Origin of the sequence: uncultured Moraxella sp. (assembly GCF_945873075.1) — a bacterium.
In the GTDB taxonomy this organism is placed as follows: Bacteria; Pseudomonadota; Gammaproteobacteria; order Pseudomonadales; family Moraxellaceae; genus Moraxella.
In genome coordinates this window covers 1-17,370 of sequence record NZ_CAMCBS010000002.1, presented here as the reverse complement: position 1 = coordinate 17,370, position 17,370 = coordinate 1, and the positions used below count along the sequence as shown (strand labels likewise).

Below are 17,370 nucleotides of genomic sequence, written 5' to 3'. Positions count from 1 at the left end.
ATTTGACATAAAAAATGAGCAATCAACAATCCTAAAGCCATGTGATTTTGTTGATTGCCCTACTGATTGAAAGTGATTATTTTACATTGATGGTAATGCCCGTTAGACCTGCAATGTCTGCTTGCATGACATCACCCGGAACAACGGCACCAACACCTTCTGGTGTGCCGGTAAAAATCAGATCCCCTGGCTGCAATTCAAACAGTTCGGATAATTTGCTGATGGTCTCAGCAACATTCCAAATCAGAAAATCAATGCCGCTTTTTTGTTTGGTTTCGCCATTAACTGTCAGATGGATTTCACCTTTGTCAATCTCACCTGTCTCACCAATTGGGTGAATCACACCGATCGGAGCTGAATAATCAAAGGCTTTGCCAATTTCCCACGGGCGACCCATTTCACGCATTTTCATTTGCAAATCACGACGGGTCATGTCCAGTCCCACGGCATAGCCAAAGATATGCTTGGCTGCGTCTTCGACAGTGATGTTTTTCCCACCTTGACCGATAGCAACAACCAATTCAATCTCATAGTGATAGTTATTCGTCTGGCTAGGATATGGTAAATCAATGGCTTGGCCTGCAGGTACAGGTATGATTGACTCTGGATCGTTTGGCTTACAAAAGAAAAATGGCGGCTCACGATCAGGATCAAATCCCATCTCGCGTGCGTGAGCAGCATAGTTACGGCCGACACAGTACACACGGCGTACAGGGAATTGATCTGAGCTACCATTGATGGCTAGGCCGACAGTTTTTACAGGTTCAAACACATAAGACATATATGGCTCCTTGTTGTTGTTTTTGGTTATGCTTTTGGGGCATCAGGTTGGTTGTCTGGATAGGCTTTTTTAAATGCGTCCAAACTGTTGCAATGCGCATCAATGGCGACAATGTTTGGATAAGCGGATAAATCAACATTAAATCGTCGTGCTGAATACACCTGCGGTATCAAATAAGCATCAGCCAATGTCGGCGTATCACCATAGCAGAATCCAGTATGACGAGTACTATCCTGCACAAGCAAAGCCTCGAGTGCACGGAATCCTGCATGAATCCAAGTCGCCGTCCAGGCTTCGATAGCGTGTTCATCTTCGATGTGATGGCTGCGTAGATAACCCAAAATACGCTTATTGTTAATCGGATGAATGTCACAGCCAACAATAGCTGCCAAGGCGCGCACATTGGCACGAGCAATAGGATCTTTTGGCAAAAGCGCCTGATCTGGGTATACTTCTTCTAACCACTCGATGATGGCGACACTTTGGGTTAATACTTCACCATCATCAAGCACAAGTGCAGGTACAAGCTCTTGTGGATTGATAGCCTTGAACGTATCGCTGTGATGCTCTCCCTTGCCAAGACTGATAGGGATATACTGATAATCCACCCCTTTTAGGTTCAAAGCGATGCGTGTGCGGTGCGATGTCCCACTGCGAAAAAAATTATACAGTTTTAACATATTATTATACCTTTTTAAATTATATTATCCTTATTTTTTCGCCAATCATGCTTTGCCATCGATACGCTCACGCTCACTGTATAGACCAAGTTTCTTTTGGAATGGTGCTTCATCTGCCACAAAGACAAAGCTTGGCTGATTGCTGCGATTTGTCAAACTGACATGCGTAAATGCTGGCGCAACCGCTGTGTCAGACTTGCCCATTGGTAGCGTTTCATCATCAATCACAAGCGATATTTCCCCTTCAATCATATGAAACACTTGTGCTGCTGAGCGGCGTTTGAGATGCACGGTTTCATTGGCGCGCAACATGATGGCGGTGTAACCAATGATTTTTTGACAATCAGCACCCGTTTCTGGATTGACATATGCCACTTGTACAATATCGGTATTGGGCTCAGTTTGGGCAATATTTTCCAATACACGCTTAGCATCTACCCAGCGATAACGCAGGATTGGATAATCTGCTTGGTTGCGAGCAAACTGTTTCACTGGCACAATACCGCCATGATAGGTCGGCTCTAGAGCAACTTTGCGTTCAGCTTGATCATCCCCTTCTTCGACATAGGTTGCTTCAGCATAATACACCAGCGGCAAATCCAAAATATCCAACCATACAACGGGCTCATCACCTTCATGTCCATGCTCATGCCACATGCCAGATGGTGTCAAGATCAAATCACCATGTTCCATTGGGCATTTTTCACCTTCAACAGTGGTATAACCACCACGACCTTCTACAATCAAGCGTACAGCGTTTGGTGTGTGGCGGTGGTTGGGTGCAATCTCTCCAGGTAAAATCAACTGCATACCCAAATAAATAACTGGACTGGCACGCATGGTGGTAATATCAAGACCAGGGTTTGATAATACCAAAACTCGGCGTTCGGCCTTTTCGATCGGTGTCAGCTGCCCTGCTTGCATCAATAGCGGACGAATATCTTTATAAGGCCATAGGGTAATTTGTGATTTTGGTCTTGGGGTCAAGGGTGGCATTACATCACGCAGACTCGGCCATAGCGGAACTAAGTTATTTTTTTCCAATTCATCACGATAATCTTGGGGCAAGTCTTCAAGGCGACCTAGCTGTAAATCCATTTTTCACTCCTGTGTGTTGTCAAGATTTAGTGTGGCAACTATAACAAAGTCATCCCAGCCAGGCTATAACCAAGCTCCAATAAATACTATTAAAGTTATTAATAGTTCATGTTAAAATACTCATACTTTTGAATTTTGATGTGATGTGATGTGATGATGACTTCGATTGATATTCGCTTATTGCAGCTATTTTATGCGATTTATACGCATGAGAATATTTCGCAAGCCGCCCAAAGCCTTGATATCGGTCAGCCGGCCGCCAGTATTGGACTTGCTAAGTTGCGTAAGCATTTTGATAATGATTTGTTTGTGCGTGTTGGTCATCGCATGCTACCAACTGAGTTTGCTAAAGAATTGGCACCATTGATCAGTGAGACACTGGAGCGATTTCGACTGGTGAATGACTATCGTCGTGCCTTTAATCCACTCGAATCCACTCGTGAATTTACATTAGGGCTTACTGACATCAGTCACTTACAGCTTGTGCCAAAGCTTGCTGCCTACCTACATACTCATGCACCATCTGTTAGGCTCAATGTCGTACCGATCGATGGCTACACCCCAAGCTTAATGAGTAATGGGCAAGTGGATTTGGCGATTGGCTTTATTCCGCAACTAGAAGCAGGATTTTATCAACAGACGCTATTTCGGCAACGCTATGTAGGACTGGTCAGAAGACGCCATCCCGTGATACAGACACAGCTTAGTCTGGCAGATTATGAAGCTTGTGATCATATTGAAGTTGTACCGAGTGGAACTGGTCATTTTATGGCCGAAAATGCCCTACAAAAACTTGGCATCACTCGCAAAATTCAAATGCGTATGCCGGGTTATTTGGGCGTTGATGCCGTGGTCAAAGCGACCAATTTGATTGCAACCGTACCCGAAAAACTGGGCGATTTGCTTGACTCAAACGATTGTCAGATTTTTACTCTACCTTTTAAACTACCAACTTTTGATGTCAAGCAGCACTGGCACGCTAGAATGCACAAAAACCCCGACAATCGCTGGCTGCGACAGGTATGTTTTGATTTATTTCACCAATAAAATATTGACCACTAATGCAATATCAAATCTTTTTTATTATTCAATCTATCACCAAAACACATACCGCACCACCATCGCAAAGCACATCAGTACAATCACAGGGCGGATAAATTTAGCACCGCCTTTGACCACCATCTGCGAACCAAAAAACGCCCCAATCACCTGCCCTGCCATCATCACAAAGCCGACTTTCCATAGCACTTGACCGCCGACGATAAACAGTGCAAGGCTTGCGATATTGGTGGCGAAGTTTAGCAGCTTGGCGGTGCCTGTGGCTCGTATCAAATCCATCCCACGCAAAGCGACATTGGACAGTGCAAAAAATGTCCCCGTGCCCGGCCCAAGATAACCATCATAAAAGCCGATGAGTGGTACGATGGTTTTTTGCCATGTGCTTTGGCTGATTTTGGGCGCGCGTTCAATCTGCCCAAGATTGGGCGCAAACAGCGTATAAAGCCCCACGCCTGCGACCAGAAACGGAATGACGACTTTTAGCATCTCAGGCGGTGATAGTTGCACCAATATCGAGCCGATGGCCGAGCCGATAGCTGCCATCATAAAGGCGATTTTGATGTCTTTTGGGTTGATGACACCTTTTTTTATCATCGTAAGGCTTGCCGAGAACGACCCTGCCGATGCTTGAAGCTTATTGGTGGCAAGGGTGGCAATTGGTGGCACACCTGATAGCAATAACGCAGGAATGGTCAACAGACCACCCCCACCTGCCATCGCATCGACAAAGCCTGCCACCATCGCCACGCCAAACAACAGCATCAATATTTCTAAGCCTAGCTGAATATCCATTATAATATCACTTATCAAGTCATCGAAAATACCAAAAAATGCTTTATTATACGCCCAATTTTTGATACATTGGAAAAAATGATAACACTTATCAAAAAACAATCAAAGACCCAAAGCAAGCCTTAAGTTTGCACTTACCGTCTTGTTATTAGGAAAAACTTTACCATGTTTGCACAGATTAAGAAATTTTTGGCACTCGAAGCTGCCGGTGGTATCATTCTTGCCATCGCCGCGATTTTGGCGATGATTGTCGCCAACTCACCCCTGCACGATGCGTATCATGCGTTCATTCATGCGCCTGTGGTGGTACAAATCGGTGCGTTTGAGATTGCCAAAGATGCACATCACTGGATTAATGATGGTTTAATGGCGATTTTTTTCTTTTTGGTGGGGCTTGAACTCAAGCGTGAAGCACTGATTGGTGAGCTGGCTGATGTTAAGCAAATCTTAATGCCTGCACTCGCTGCTATCGGTGGCATGATTGCCCCTGCGTTGATTTATGCAGGGCTAAATTACGAGAACCCAGAACAGCTTGCCGGCTGGGCAATCCCTGCAGCGACTGACATCGCCTTTGCACTTGGGGTACTCAGCCTACTTGGTAATCGCGTGCCAAATGCACTCAAGGTATTTTTGGTGTCGATTGCGATTTTTGATGACCTTGGGGCGATTATCATCATCGCATTGTTTTATACATCTGAATTATCATTGGTCTCGCTTGGCATTGCAGGGATTTGCTTGCCGTTTTTGTATCTATTAAATCGCATGAATGTCGTGCGTCTGACGCCGTATCTGCTGATTGGTCTGATTATGTGGGCGGCCTTACTCAAATCGGGTGTTCATGCGACTTTGGCAGGGGTACTATTGGCGTTTTTTATTCCTTTAAAGAATAAATTTGACCCAGAACATTCACCGCTCGAAGAGCTTGAGCATGATTTGCACGGTACGGTGGCGTTTGGGATTTTGCCGTTATTTGCCTTTGCCAATGCAGGGATTTCGCTAGCGGGCACAAGCCTAGACACCCTGCTACATCCTGTACCACTTGGCATTGCTGCAGGTTTATTCATTGGTAAGCAAATTGGCGTGATGGCAGCGGTGCTGCTTTGCCTAAAGCTTGGTCTAGCAAGCCTACCGACAGGCACGAACATGAAACAAATCTATGGCGCATCACTGCTGTGTGGTATCGGCTTTACCATGAGTTTGTTCATCTCAGGGCTTGCTTTTGGTGGTATTCCAGAAGGCTTTGACCCACGACTTGGCATTATCCTAGGCTCTATCATCTCAGGTGTCGCAGGCTATCTGTTACTGCGTAAAGCTGTACCAAATGCCGAGCATCCTGTGCTTGCCAAAGATAGTGGCGATGGCTACATCCCATCTACGCACTAAGCAATATCTTGACCAAAAAACAATCCCCCATTCTGTAGAATAGGGGATTTTTTGATGATAAATGGTTAATTGTCATCACTCATCTTTCGCCAATCCAATATCTACTCACCTGTACGCCATTAGACTTAGTCAAGATATTTTCTAAGATGCCACCGTTTTTCTCAATAACTCTTGCTGATGCAAGATTGTCATGCTGACAAGTAACCAATACCTTGTGCACACCCATCTCATTGAGTGTACGGACAGCAAATGCCAGCACACGAGTTGCAATGCCCCGTCCTTGATAAGCAGGATGCGTACTATATCCGACATGACCGCCTTGTTGTAGCAGCGCATCATTGAGCGTGTGGCGTATATGCACAATCGCAACCACCACATCATCTATCAATGCAATATAGGTGCTGTCGGCGACTTTTTGGTATTCAAACCACTGCGTGCCTGCTGGTGCATTGATATAATTAATCCAACCGGCAAAGCCACCGTCCATAAAGGCATTGAGCTCATTTGCGCCGTGCATGGCATCAAAGACGGCATTAAATTCACGGCGAAAAGTCAAAATACGCGCTTTATCATCCAGTGTCGGGGTTTTAAACTGCAAATCCATCATCGCTCTCCATGCGCCACATCCGCCACAAGCCGTGCGACCAAATCCGCCATCGACTCATCACGGCACTGACTCACGCCTGTACCTGCCCATAGGCTCATCAGATTGTCATCTTGCGTGCTAGCTCCATGCGCTCGTAGCGACTTGGTCATGGCATTCATCGTCGGATAAATCGGAATGTGTGGATGACGCACCAGTCCATCAAGATGAATAAAGTCCTGCATATAACCTGTCACCAAGCCCCGAGCAAGCTTGCCCGAATACAGCCGAGTCAGCCGAGTCTCGCCACCTGCTAATAGGCGTGATTTCCACAGTGGCGATATGCACGACTCCGCCGTACTCAAAAAAGCCGTACCGACAGCGACGGCTACCGCCCCGTGATTGAGATAATGGCGTACCTGCTTGTCATCATGAATACCGCCTGCTGCAATGAGTGCAATCTGTACTTGCTCATCACTTAGCCTGTCTGTCACCGCTGTGAACAGCTGTGCCAATGCCATCGGTGATGCTGATTCATCCAGCCAGCCACCACGATGTCCGCCTGCTTCAGCACCCTGCACCACGACCGCATCAGCACCGACATCCGCCCATGCAATGACTTCATCAGGGCAGTTGGCAGTGCCAATGACAAGCGTACCCACTTGCTTGAGTGCCTGCACCTGCTCAATGCTGATTATCCCAAAGGTAAAGCTCGCCACAGGCACAGGATTATCAAGTAGTACTTGAAACTGGTCATCGAACGACTGCGCAGGCTTATCATCCAGCACAGGCGCAATGCCAAGCTTATCATAGTACTCACCAAGCCACTCAGGCATCGGCTCGCTGTATCGCTCGGTGATGGCTTGTGGTAGCACCATCAGATTGACACAAAACGGCAAATCGGTCGCCGATTTGATATCATCAATACTTTGGTGTATCTGCTGTGGCGTCATCATCCCCGCACCAAGCGAGCCCAATGCCCCTGCTTGGCAGGCAGCGACCACAGTTGCGCTATTGCTCGCCCCTGCCATCGGTGCTTGGATGATGGGTGATGATAATAGCGCTTGTAGCGATGACTTCATGCTTACCTACCTTGATTGATTAATCAGACTAAAAACTGGTCTCAACCACTCGCCCTGTCAGTGTCTGACCGCTAAATGGCGTGTTTTTGCCTTTTGAATACATGGTGTCACCACCCACCACCCACGATACAGTTGGGTCGATGACAATCGCACCGCCGATGGCTTGATAGTCGTGGATGCCTGCGATTTTGGCAGGGTTTAGGCAGATTTTTTGAACCAATTCATCCGCCGTCAAGATACCATCATTAACAAGCTTCACCCCAAGCGCCACAAAGGTATCAAAGTTACTAATCCCCGGTGTCGCTTCGCCAAATGGTGCTTGCTTGGCGGATGATGACAATGGCTCATGATGACTACAAATCGCATCAATCGTGCCATCTTTTAGCCCTGCAATCAGTGCTTTTTGGTCAGTGTTACTGCGAAGTGGTGGCAGGACATAGGCGCTAGCATCATAGCCTTCGATATCATCATCAGTCAGATGCAATTGATGCATGGCGACATCACAGGTAATCGGCAAGCCACGAGATTTCGCCCAGCGGATGAGCTCAACCGATGTACGGCAGGTGATTTGGCTAAAGTGTGCGCTGATGCCTGTTTCTTCGACCATCAATAGCTGCTTGGATAATGCCACCGTCTCGGCAAGCCAAGGAATGCCCTGCAAGCCATGAAACGATGCGATATAGCCTTCATGCGCCACACCGCCCTTTGACAGGCTTGGCTCATCAGGATAAAAGAACACTTTTAGCCCAAATGTCGCTGCATACTCAAGCGTGCGTAGCATCACCATATCATTGGCAAAGCCTTGTGTGGCGTTGGTTACTGCAATTGCACCGCCTTGTTTTAGACCGGCTAGATTGGCAGGTTGTTCGCCTTTTAGCCCATCGGTCAGCGCGCCTAGGATGTGCAGATAGATGCCACCGTCTTGCATGGCTTTTTCTCGTAAGCCCTTGAGCAGTGAGCCGTTTTGTAGGATTGGGTCGGTATCTGGGGGCAGTACGATGTGCAGGATGCCATTTTTGCGAGCTGCCAAGCCTTCAGATGCCAGCGTGCCATGCGCCTGATGTCCCGGTTCACGCAGGCGTGCGCACAAATCCACAATCGGCGGAAACACCCACGCATCATCACTGTGAGCTTGTTCAAATTTTGGCGCTTGCCAGTCATTTGGTAGATAATTTTTCATGTTTTTTTTGCCTTTATTCGTTATCAATTTGATGTAATCACAAGCCTGCCAATGCCTTTTGGTACGCATCCTGCCCTGCCACAGACAGCGCCATCACCGCCATACGCACCGCAATGCCGTTATTGACCTGCTTTAGGATGACTGACTGCGGGCCATCAGCGACACTCGATGCAATCTCAACACCACGATTCATCGGGCCTGGATGCATCACAAGCGCATTTGGGCGAGCCTTTGCCACGCGCTCTTCGGTGATGCCGTATGCCTTGAAATATTCACTTGATGATGCCAACAGTGGCGAGCCGATGCGTTCGTTTTGGATACGCAAGCCAATCAGCACATCACAATCAACCACCCCTTCATCGATGTTCTCATACACACCCACGCCATAGCGTTCAATCCCTTTTGGTAGTAGTGTGCGTGGGGCGATGACACGGATATCCTTGACGCCAAGTGTCTTGAGCGCTGCGATATCCGAGCGTGCCACACGGCTGTGCTTGATATCACCGATGATGGCGACGGATAATTCATCAAATGGCTTAGTCGCTTCACGGTGAATGGTCAGCATATCTAGCATCGCTTGGGTTGGGTGAGCATGCCAGCCGTCGCCTGCGTTGATGATGGCGATATTTGGCGTGACTTGTGTCGCCATAAAATGCGCCGCCCCCGATGCATTGTGTCTGACGACAAACATATCAGCACTCATCGCTTCTAGATTCCACAGTGTATCTCTGAGACTCTCGCCCTTAGTGGTGCTTGAGCGTGCAATGTCGATATTGAGCACATTTGCCCCAAGTCGCTTTTGGGCGGCTTCAAAGGTCATGCGAGTGCGAGTACTCGGCTCAAAAAACAGATTCATCACCGTACGCCCAGCCAGCTCTTCGGTATTGGTCAATTTACCATCTTGGTCAAAATAGCTCATCGCTTTGGTGATGATATTTTCAAGCTGAGCTTTATTTAGCCCTTCCACGCCCAAAAAGTGACGAATCGCCCCGTCGTCATTGAGCTGTGGGCGGACTAGCGATGCATTAAGTCGTGCATCGACATCGGTCAAGATATTTTGTGACATAGAGATATCCTTGCAAGTAGTGTGAAAAAAGCATTATCCAACCACCACACAAAAGCCTATGATTTCTAGGGCAAATTTGCTACACTATTAGCCAAATCTTTTGGCGGATGCACACTTTGCCAAAAATTAAGTTATTTTATAAATACTGTGTATAATGGCTTTGGGATTGATGGTTTGGTTTGACGCTTTATAGTTTAGCTGATTTACCGCCAACTAAAAAGCAAAAATTGAGATTTTTTGCCAATCATTGCCACATCGCACAAAGACACCATCGCATGATGACAAAGGACGAACCATGACAACGCTACACGACTATCTACAAGCCCACACCACGCCTGCCATCGCAAGCACCTTGACCACACTTGCCACCGCTAGTATCTCTATCAGCCATCTGCTTGACAAGGGCGCTTTGGCAGGTATTCATGGTGAAGCAGGCAACGAAAATGTGCAAGGCGAAGCCCAAAAAAAGCTTGATGTCATCTCAAACGACCTACTGCTTGGCGCACTGACTCGCAATCCGCACTGTGCAGGCGTGGCATCCGAAGAGCTTGACGACATCAGCCCTGCCAATGACGACGGCTCATTGCTTGTGCTGTTTGACCCGCTCGACGGCTCAAGCAATATCGATATTAATATGACTGTTGGCACGATTTTCTCGATTTTGCCATATCATAATGCAGGTAAACCTGCGACCGAAGCGGATTTTTTACAAAAAGGTGAAAACCAAGTCGCCGCTGGTTACTTTATCTATGGCACATCGACCATGTTGGCACTGACTTTGGGTAATGGCGTGGCAATGTTTAGCTTTGACCCAAATACCCAAGCTTATATCCTGATCAATGACAATGTACAAATCGCCAAATCCACCGCTGAATACGCCATCAACGCATCCAATCATCGCTACTGGCTTGCGCCAATCCAAGAATACATCGACGGACTCGTCGCAGGTGATGCTGGCGTGCGTAACAAAGACTACAATATGCGCTGGGTGGCGGCGATGATTGCCGATGTGCATCGTATCTTGATTCGTGGTGGCGTGTTTATGTATCCATACGACACCAAAATCGCAGGCAAAGCAGGCAAACTACGCCTAATGTACGAAGCCAACCCAATGAGCTTTGTGATTGAGCAAGCAGGCGGTGCATCGACCGATGCTGTGGCTCGCATTATGCAAATCGAACCAACGAACATCCATCAGCGCATCCCTGTGGTACTGGGTGCAGTCGAAGAAGTGGAATTTGTCAAAGCCTTGCACGCCAAAGCAGGCATCTTGGCAAATGGTGAGCCGGCTTAAGCCATGCGCTAAATGTCATGTTTCATTATGAATAATAATCAATATCACATTGCATTTACGCTATGCTACTTACAGCTTGATTTATTATCCGATAATGACATTATAAAATTTAACGATTGGCTGATGAGTTTGGGATTTTATGACGACTTGATGTTAAATATCGTATTTGATGATTTGAATTATCATGAAAACAAAGAAACCCTATTACTCATCTGCCAAAAGTTAAATTTCCCATCACTACAAATCTGTGATTTACCACTGATTTTCACCATGTGCCACATTAACTCATGGCTACAATTACCAATTGCTTGGGATAAATTAAATATACCTTGTTTTTATGACAATTTTCAAGAAGACATAAAAGCAGATGTCTCTGAGCTTGGCTATCTAATGGAACTTTTTGACACAATAGAAGTAGGCGATGATCACAAAAAAGAAATTATTGCCAAATTCTTTGAAATATGTCAAGATTGGCTACATAAATACCAAAACACCCTATCCCAAATTCTCATGCCATTTTCCCAAATCAGTATAACATCATGAATTTTATCACTTCAAAAGACAATCCCACCATCAAGCACGCCCATGCACTTTTGACCAATCACCGTGCTCGCAAAAAAAGCGGTCAAACCGTGCTCGAAGGCGTACATCTGATTGACGCCTATCTTGCCAAAGGCTTGGCAGTGGATAAGCTGATTATCAGCGAAACCGCCATCAACCACCCCGAAATCTCGGCGATTTTGGCACATATCGATGAAAGAGCAATACTTGTCATCACCGATAAGCTGTACAAAGAAATCCGCACACTCGGCGATGGCGTGGATGTGATGGCTATCATCGATGTACCGACACAGACGCTCACCACCATCACTGATGACTGCCTAATCCTAAATGGCGTGCAGGACGCAGGCAATGCAGGCACGCTACTACGCAGTGCATCATCGGTCGGTATCACCACCATCATCACCACGACAGGGTCAGCCAGCCTATGGTCGCCCAAGTGCCTGCGTGCAGGGATGGGGGCACAGTTTTCGCTAGATATTATTGAGCAGGTGAGCACGGATACGCTACTTAAGTCTATCCAGACGCCACTGTACGCCACCAGCAGCCATGTGGATAAGGTGATTTATGACCATGATTTGACTGGCAAGGTCGCATGGGTGCTCGGGCACGAAGGTCAAGGCGTCGAGCCTGCCATCCTAAGCCAAGCCACCGCCATCGCCCTGCCACAGCCCGGCGGTCAAGAAAGTCTCAATGTCGGTGTGGCAGGCAGTATCTGCTTTTATGAGATGCTACGCCAAAGACGCTATCAAGGCTAACTCATGCGCATGCTAGGCTCGCTATGGCTATGGATGGCGTTGGTTGCCCTAGTCATCATCGGTATCATTGCGACCGATGACCGTATCATCGTGCGTGAGTACTCTTGGCAAGCGCCGCAAGGCTCGCCTGCCAGCACAACGCTTACGATTGCCATCATTACCGATTTGCACAGCTGTTTTTATGGTGATAACCAAAGCCAAATCATCGACATCCTAAAATCCCGACACATCGATGCCATCGTGCTTGGCGGTGATATTTATGATGATGTACTACCACAGACGCACGCAGATGTACTACTGTCACAGCTACCTGCCATCACGCCCAATGTCTATTATGTCAATGGCAATCACGAACTGTATCTGCCCCATGACGCCTATCACCAACTAGAACAAAAAATCCGCCAATACGGTATCCATATCCTACACGGTCAAGGTCAAGCCATCAGCACTGACAGCCCTGTGATGATTTGGGGTGTGTCCGACCCTGTTGGCGGACGCTTTGGGCAAGAGTTGGCGGCGGTGGGTGCGCAAGCTCGTGCACATCAACCCAACATTCTTATCAGCCATCGCCCCGAACATATCACCGACTACACAAACCACCCTTTTGACATCGTCATCAGTGGACACGCACATGGTGGGCAGTGGCGTGTGCCGTATCTGATTAATGGGGTGTTTGCACCCAATCAAGGTATCCTGCCAAAATACGCCGGTGGTAGCTACCAACTACCCAACCCATCCAGCCACAGTCAGCAGACACAGCTTATCGTCAGTCGTGGACTGGCTCGTGAATCGACACGCTATATTCCTCGAATTTTTAATCGTCCTGAAGTGGTGCTTTTGACCATCAATCCCAAATCGGGGCAGTTGTGAAGTGGTTGTGGTGTGTCGTGCATACAACAACTTGTTGATTTAAATTGCGTTTTTTATGGTGTGTAGTATGTACTCTACCGTACTTTTATAACAACCCTAGATAGAGATTCACAAACCATTCATAAACAGCTTGCTCACGAAAGAAAGTGGCGGAATGACTAGTGCAACCACGACTTCCCGATATCAGTTGCCATTCATTGGTATCGGACTGATTAAGGATAAAACCACCACATTCACCATAAATATCTCCCCAAGACCAATCATTGATGTTACCTAAGGGCAACATTTCAGGGCGAATGATTTGCCATTGTCTAAAGACTTCAATTTCTTTAATGCGCTCAATAAAATCATCATAAGTATTCAAAGGTTTAAGCATGATTTGCATTGCTTGACGGACTTCATCATAAGTTTTATATTTATTTTGCCATATCAGATTAGAAGCAATCACTTCTTCTGAAAAAACAGGCAACTGCCTACCTAGATAGCCGTATTGGTCTAGGAATATTTGGATGCGGAAGATACCACTATCATATGCTGATACAGAAATTGATTTGTTATCTCTTAACAAATGTATTAGAGACTTATTTTCATATTTTTCCTGATAATCTAGCCCCATTCTTTGAGCATTTACACCCGAACTGGCTTTTAAAGGAAACCCAAACCCACCAATTCTATCAAAGTTAATATTAAAATGAGTAAAAAAGAATTTGTTAATAATATTAGCACTTATTAAAAAATCTTTTAATTCACTATTTGATTTCACGAATATATTCTCCTTCTATTAAATTTTGAATTTTGTTATCTGTGATAAGCGCATCATTAGCCCAAGCATAGGTTGCATACAACACGCCATCAAGAACCATTCATTCAATGGCGTGCAGTACACACTCTACTGTACTGTACTTCACCAAATCAATCCCTGCAATTTATCAGCCACAGTTAATTTCTTTGGTGAGATTGATTAACGATAGTGTATCATTTAATCCGTGTTTTCGGTAGTCATCAGCGTGTACAAGGTACACCATCCATACAAAAAAGCCAAACCCATCGCCCAATAAAAAAACCTTGAAACCAGCACAGTTTCAAGGTTTTTTTGATGTTTATCAAATCACAGCTTAGCAGTCAGCTCTGGCACGACAGTGAACAAATCCCCTTCTAGGAAATAGTCCGCCACGCCTGCGATTGGTGCTTCTGGGTCGGTATTGATAGCGACGATGGTCTTAGAGTCTTTCATACCCGCCAAATGCTGAATTGCACCTGAGATACCCACAGCGATGTATAGATTTGGGGCGACGATTTTACCAGTTTGACCGACTTGATAGTCATTCGGTACAAAGCCTGCATCCACCGCTGCACGGCTTGCGCCCACAGCTGCGCCTAGCTTGTCGGCTAGTGGCTCGATGTATTTGGTGAAGTTCTCACCGCTAGCTAGTGCACGGCCGCCTGAGACGACGATGCTTGCCGAAGTCAGCTCTGGACGGTCAGATACCGCCAGCTCTTCTTTGACAAAGCTTGATTTGCCTGCGTCAGTCGCTGTCGCTACCGCTTCGATGGCAGCTGAGCCAGTCAGCTCAGCAGGCTCAAGTGCAGTGGTACGCACGCTGACGACGATGATAGATTCGCTTGATTTGACAGTAGCGGTGGCGTTACCTGCGTAGATTGGACGCTCAAAGGTATTGGCATCGACCACAGCGGTGATGTCTGATACCATGCTGACATCCAGTAGCGCTGCGACGCGTGGCAGGAAGTTCTTGCCTGTGGTGGTCGCCGGTGCGACGATGTGGCTATAGCCTGCCGCTAGGTCTTTGACCAGTAGCGAGACATTCTCAGCTAGCTGATTGGCATAGGCAGCATTGTCCGCTAGCAATACTTTGCTGACACCTGCGACTTTGGCAGCTTGGTCCGCGACCGCTTGACAGCCTGCACCTGCAACCAATAGATGCACATCACCGCCCATCTTGGTCGCAGCGGTTACGGTGGCGAGCGTTGCTGATTTTAATTCTTTATTGTCGTGTTCTGCATAGACTAAAATTGCCATAATTCTTATCCTTAATCTGTAATAACCGTATTAGATGACGCGTGCTTCATTTTTTAGCTTGTCAATCAACTCATCGACAGAAGCCACTTTGACACCTGCTGAACGCTCTTTTGGTGCAACGACTTTTAGCGTCTCAAGCTTAGAAGTCATATCCACACCAAAGTCCGCTGGCGTTTTGGTTTCTAGTGGTTTTTTCTTGGCTGCCATGATGTTTGGCAGTTTTGGGAAGCGTGGTTCGTTCAGACGCAAGTCGGTGGTGATGACCGCAGGCAGTGGCAAGGCAACGGTTTGCAGACCGCCATCAATCTCACGAGTGACATTCACTTTATCACCTTCGACAACCACTTCTGATGCAAAAGTACCTTGACCCACACCCATCAGCGCCGCTAGCATCTGACCAGTTTGGTTATTGTCATCATCGATGGCTTGCTTGCCAAGTAGGACGATTTGTGCACCTTCTTGTTCGGCGATGCCTTTTAGGATTTTTGCAACTTGTAGCGGATATGGCTTGGCATCAGTCTCAACCAAGATACCACGGTCAGCACCCAGTGCCAATGCTGAGCGGATTTGCTCTTGGGCTTGGGTTGTGCCGACGCTCACTGCGATGATTTCGGTGGCGACGCCTTTTTCTTTTAGGCGTACCGCTTCTTCGATGGCGATTTCACAAAATGGGTTAACTGACATCTTGGCATTGGCAAGCTCGACACCAGTTTCGTCTGCCTTGACACGCACTTTGACATTGTGATCGACGACGCGTTTTACCGCAACTACTATCTTCATAAAATCCTCTTTAATTTTCAGATGTGAAGGTGAAAAAGTTTAATGAATAGGGTACACATTTAGCAGGGATTTGTAAACCATTTGGCACAACTTTTTGGGGCTAAAATGGCGATTTTGACCAGTCAGTCACAGTGCTTGAAATCGCAAATTTTATCTTAAACAATCCATCTCAAAAACTCAAACCACATTCATTCATAAGCCTAGAACCATTTGGCATAGCAGATGACTGTTGGCATGATGGATAATGACAAGCCATCACCAACCCGATGTGTCCCGCCTTGATATACAGCCCATTGATAATCTGTTACAATGACCCTCCCGTCACGATAGATACCACCATGAAAACACTCGCCACGATGACCGATGACCAACAAGGTTATTTTTTTACCCTCATCACCATGCTGATTTGGGGCAGTTTTAGCCTGATTGCACGGCTGAACGCCTATTGGCAGATCCAAGTATGGGATGTGCTTGCCATGCGATTTGGGATAGCGGCGATGATTTTGCTGCCGATTTTGTGGCTAAAAAAAGACTATCGCTTTTTGTTTGATTATCGCATGGTGCTATTGGCACTATCGGGCAGTATCGGCTATTGTGTGTTTGTGTATAGTGGATTTTTTTATGCGCCGGTGGTGCATGGCGTGGTGTTTTTGAACGGGACTTTTCCGCTATTTGCCGCACTGATCGCTTATTTGATGCTCGGGCAAAAAGTCGATCGCCAAACGGGTATCGGGCTATCCATCATCGTCATCACACTGATTGTCATGACGGTGATGATGTCGATGACCGATAGTGGCTTTGGTGTGGGGGATGCGATGTTCGTCGGTAGTGCGGTGTGCTGGGGGCTGTTTTCGGTGCTGCTACGCAGATGGTCATTTACGCCGTGGCAGGTGATGAGCGGTGTCGGTATCTGGTCGGCAGTGCTGTATCTGCCTGTGTATGCGATGTTTGTGACGCCACAGTTTGCCAATGCTGAGCCACTACATTTGGCGGTGCAGGGGCTGTTTCATGGCATTGCCGTGGTAATCGTTGCGACGCTGACTTATGCTAAGGCGGTGGAAAAAATTGGACTGTTTAAGGCAGGTAGTATCGCCAATCTTGCGCCATTTATCGCAAGTATCCTAGCCGTGCCACTACTTGGTGAATCGCTTAATCCCATCATGGTCTGCGGCCTCATCGGTATGGCACTTGGGGCGCTACAGCCGTGGCGGTGGGTGGTGCGGTAAGAATTTAAAAAAACAGAGCAAGCATTAATCGCCCTGTTTTGTGGTTATGTGTGGTTATTTTCCAAAATTATTTTTACATAGCAAAAAAAACCGCCCACCCATAGGCAGACGGTATTTGCAGGATGACTTGGTATCAGTC

At 46.9% G+C, this 17,370-nt stretch carries 18 protein-coding genes; 7 read left to right on the top strand and 11 right to left on the bottom strand.

Features of this window, described 5'->3' with window-relative positions; all coding sequences use genetic code 11:
• Nucleotides 1-76: 76 nt before the first annotated feature.
• From Q0N89_RS00750 to Q0N89_RS00740, 3 genes are read right to left on the bottom strand one after another with little or no spacing between them, the layout of a single operon-like run.
• Complete coding sequence (locus Q0N89_RS00750; RefSeq protein ID WP_294032909.1) at nt 77-781, bottom strand: fumarylacetoacetate hydrolase family protein; 705 nt, start codon at nt 779-781, stop codon at nt 77-79.
• A gap of 26 nt (nt 782-807) precedes the next feature.
• Complete coding sequence (maiA, locus tag Q0N89_RS00745; RefSeq protein WP_294032908.1) at nt 808-1,461, bottom strand: maleylacetoacetate isomerase; 654 nt, start codon at nt 1,459-1,461, stop codon at nt 808-810.
• A gap of 45 nt (nt 1,462-1,506) precedes the next feature.
• The gene (locus Q0N89_RS00740) at nt 1,507-2,559 is read right to left on the bottom strand and encodes a cupin domain-containing protein (protein WP_294032907.1); all 1,053 of its coding nucleotides are present in this window, start codon (nt 2,557-2,559) and stop codon (nt 1,507-1,509) included.
• Nucleotides 2,560-2,712: 153 nt separating this feature from the next.
• Here Q0N89_RS00740 and Q0N89_RS00735 point away from each other — a divergent pair, with 153 nt between their 5' ends.
• A complete protein-coding gene (locus tag Q0N89_RS00735) occupies nt 2,713-3,606 on the top strand; it encodes a LysR family transcriptional regulator (protein WP_367178539.1) in 894 nt (297 codons plus the stop codon).
• A gap of 48 nt (nt 3,607-3,654) precedes the next feature.
• On the opposite strand, the gene Q0N89_RS00730 is transcribed toward Q0N89_RS00735, so the two are convergent.
• Nucleotides 3,655-4,410 carry a TSUP family transporter gene (locus Q0N89_RS00730; protein WP_078254411.1) on the bottom strand — a complete coding sequence of 252 codons (756 nt, stop codon included), beginning with the start codon at nt 4,408-4,410 and terminating at the stop codon, nt 3,655-3,657.
• A gap of 165 nt (nt 4,411-4,575) precedes the next feature.
• On the opposite strand from Q0N89_RS00730, the gene nhaA reads away from it, so the two are divergent.
• Nucleotides 4,576-5,793, top strand: coding sequence for a Na+/H+ antiporter NhaA (gene nhaA / locus Q0N89_RS00725; RefSeq protein ID WP_294032906.1), 1,218 nt, complete (start codon nt 4,576-4,578; stop codon nt 5,791-5,793).
• A gap of 79 nt (nt 5,794-5,872) precedes the next feature.
• Here nhaA and Q0N89_RS00720 read toward each other — a convergent pair whose 3' ends face one another.
• The 4 genes from Q0N89_RS00720 to Q0N89_RS00705 are packed head-to-tail and all read right to left on the bottom strand — an operon-like array spanning nt 5,873 to nt 9,704.
• On the bottom strand, nt 5,873-6,397 hold the full coding sequence (locus tag Q0N89_RS00720) for a GNAT family N-acetyltransferase (protein WP_294032905.1): 525 nt from the start codon (nt 6,395-6,397) through the stop codon (nt 5,873-5,875).
• Nucleotides 6,397-7,458 carry a nitronate monooxygenase gene (locus tag Q0N89_RS00715; protein WP_294032904.1) on the bottom strand — a complete coding sequence of 354 codons (1,062 nt, stop codon included), beginning with the start codon at nt 7,456-7,458 and terminating at the stop codon, nt 6,397-6,399. Before Q0N89_RS00715 ends, Q0N89_RS00720 begins: the two co-directional genes overlap by 1 nt.
• Before the next feature lie 28 nt (nt 7,459-7,486).
• A complete protein-coding gene (locus tag Q0N89_RS00710; RefSeq protein ID WP_294032903.1) occupies nt 7,487-8,638 on the bottom strand; it encodes a dihydroorotase in 1,152 nt (383 codons plus the stop codon).
• 37 nt (nt 8,639-8,675) lie between these two features.
• Nucleotides 8,676-9,704 carry an aspartate carbamoyltransferase catalytic subunit gene (locus Q0N89_RS00705; protein WP_294032902.1) on the bottom strand — a complete coding sequence of 343 codons (1,029 nt, stop codon included), beginning with the start codon at nt 9,702-9,704 and terminating at the stop codon, nt 8,676-8,678.
• Between the two features lie 295 nt (nt 9,705-9,999).
• Here Q0N89_RS00705 and Q0N89_RS00700 point away from each other — a divergent pair, with 295 nt between their 5' ends.
• From Q0N89_RS00700 to Q0N89_RS00685, 4 genes are read left to right on the top strand one after another with little or no spacing between them, the layout of a single operon-like run.
• Complete coding sequence (locus tag Q0N89_RS00700; protein ID WP_294032901.1) at nt 10,000-10,998, top strand: class 1 fructose-bisphosphatase; 999 nt, start codon at nt 10,000-10,002, stop codon at nt 10,996-10,998.
• 27 nt (nt 10,999-11,025) lie between these two features.
• The gene (locus tag Q0N89_RS00695) at nt 11,026-11,541 is read left to right on the top strand and encodes a hypothetical protein (RefSeq protein ID WP_294032900.1); all 516 of its coding nucleotides are present in this window, start codon (nt 11,026-11,028) and stop codon (nt 11,539-11,541) included.
• Entirely contained in the window at nt 11,538-12,317 is a 780-nt protein-coding gene (locus Q0N89_RS00690) for an RNA methyltransferase (RefSeq protein ID WP_294032899.1), read from the top strand. The genes Q0N89_RS00695 and Q0N89_RS00690 overlap by 4 nt, the downstream gene beginning before the upstream one ends.
• A 3-nt stretch (nt 12,318-12,320) precedes the next feature.
• Nucleotides 12,321-13,187: a metallophosphoesterase gene (locus Q0N89_RS00685; protein WP_294032898.1), complete on the top strand. Its 867-nt coding sequence runs from the start codon at nt 12,321-12,323 to the stop codon at nt 13,185-13,187.
• Between the two features lie 85 nt (nt 13,188-13,272).
• On the opposite strand, the gene Q0N89_RS00680 is transcribed toward Q0N89_RS00685, so the two are convergent.
• The 3 genes from Q0N89_RS00680 to Q0N89_RS00670 all read right to left on the bottom strand — a co-directional run bounded on the left by Q0N89_RS00680 (nt 13,273) and on the right by Q0N89_RS00670 (nt 16,005).
• Entirely contained in the window at nt 13,273-13,950 is a 678-nt protein-coding gene (locus tag Q0N89_RS00680; RefSeq protein WP_294032897.1) for a hypothetical protein, read from the bottom strand.
• Between the two features lie 345 nt (nt 13,951-14,295).
• On the bottom strand, nt 14,296-15,225 hold the full coding sequence (locus Q0N89_RS00675) for an FAD-binding protein (RefSeq protein ID WP_294032896.1): 930 nt from the start codon (nt 15,223-15,225) through the stop codon (nt 14,296-14,298).
• 30 nt (nt 15,226-15,255) lie between these two features.
• The gene (locus tag Q0N89_RS00670; protein ID WP_078254401.1) at nt 15,256-16,005 is read right to left on the bottom strand and encodes an electron transfer flavoprotein subunit beta/FixA family protein; all 750 of its coding nucleotides are present in this window, start codon (nt 16,003-16,005) and stop codon (nt 15,256-15,258) included.
• Between the two features lie 356 nt (nt 16,006-16,361).
• On the opposite strand from Q0N89_RS00670, the gene Q0N89_RS00665 reads away from it, so the two are divergent.
• Nucleotides 16,362-17,231 carry a DMT family transporter gene (locus Q0N89_RS00665; protein WP_294033022.1) on the top strand — a complete coding sequence of 290 codons (870 nt, stop codon included), beginning with the start codon at nt 16,362-16,364 and terminating at the stop codon, nt 17,229-17,231.
• The last annotated feature ends 139 nt before the right edge of the window (nt 17,232-17,370 follow it).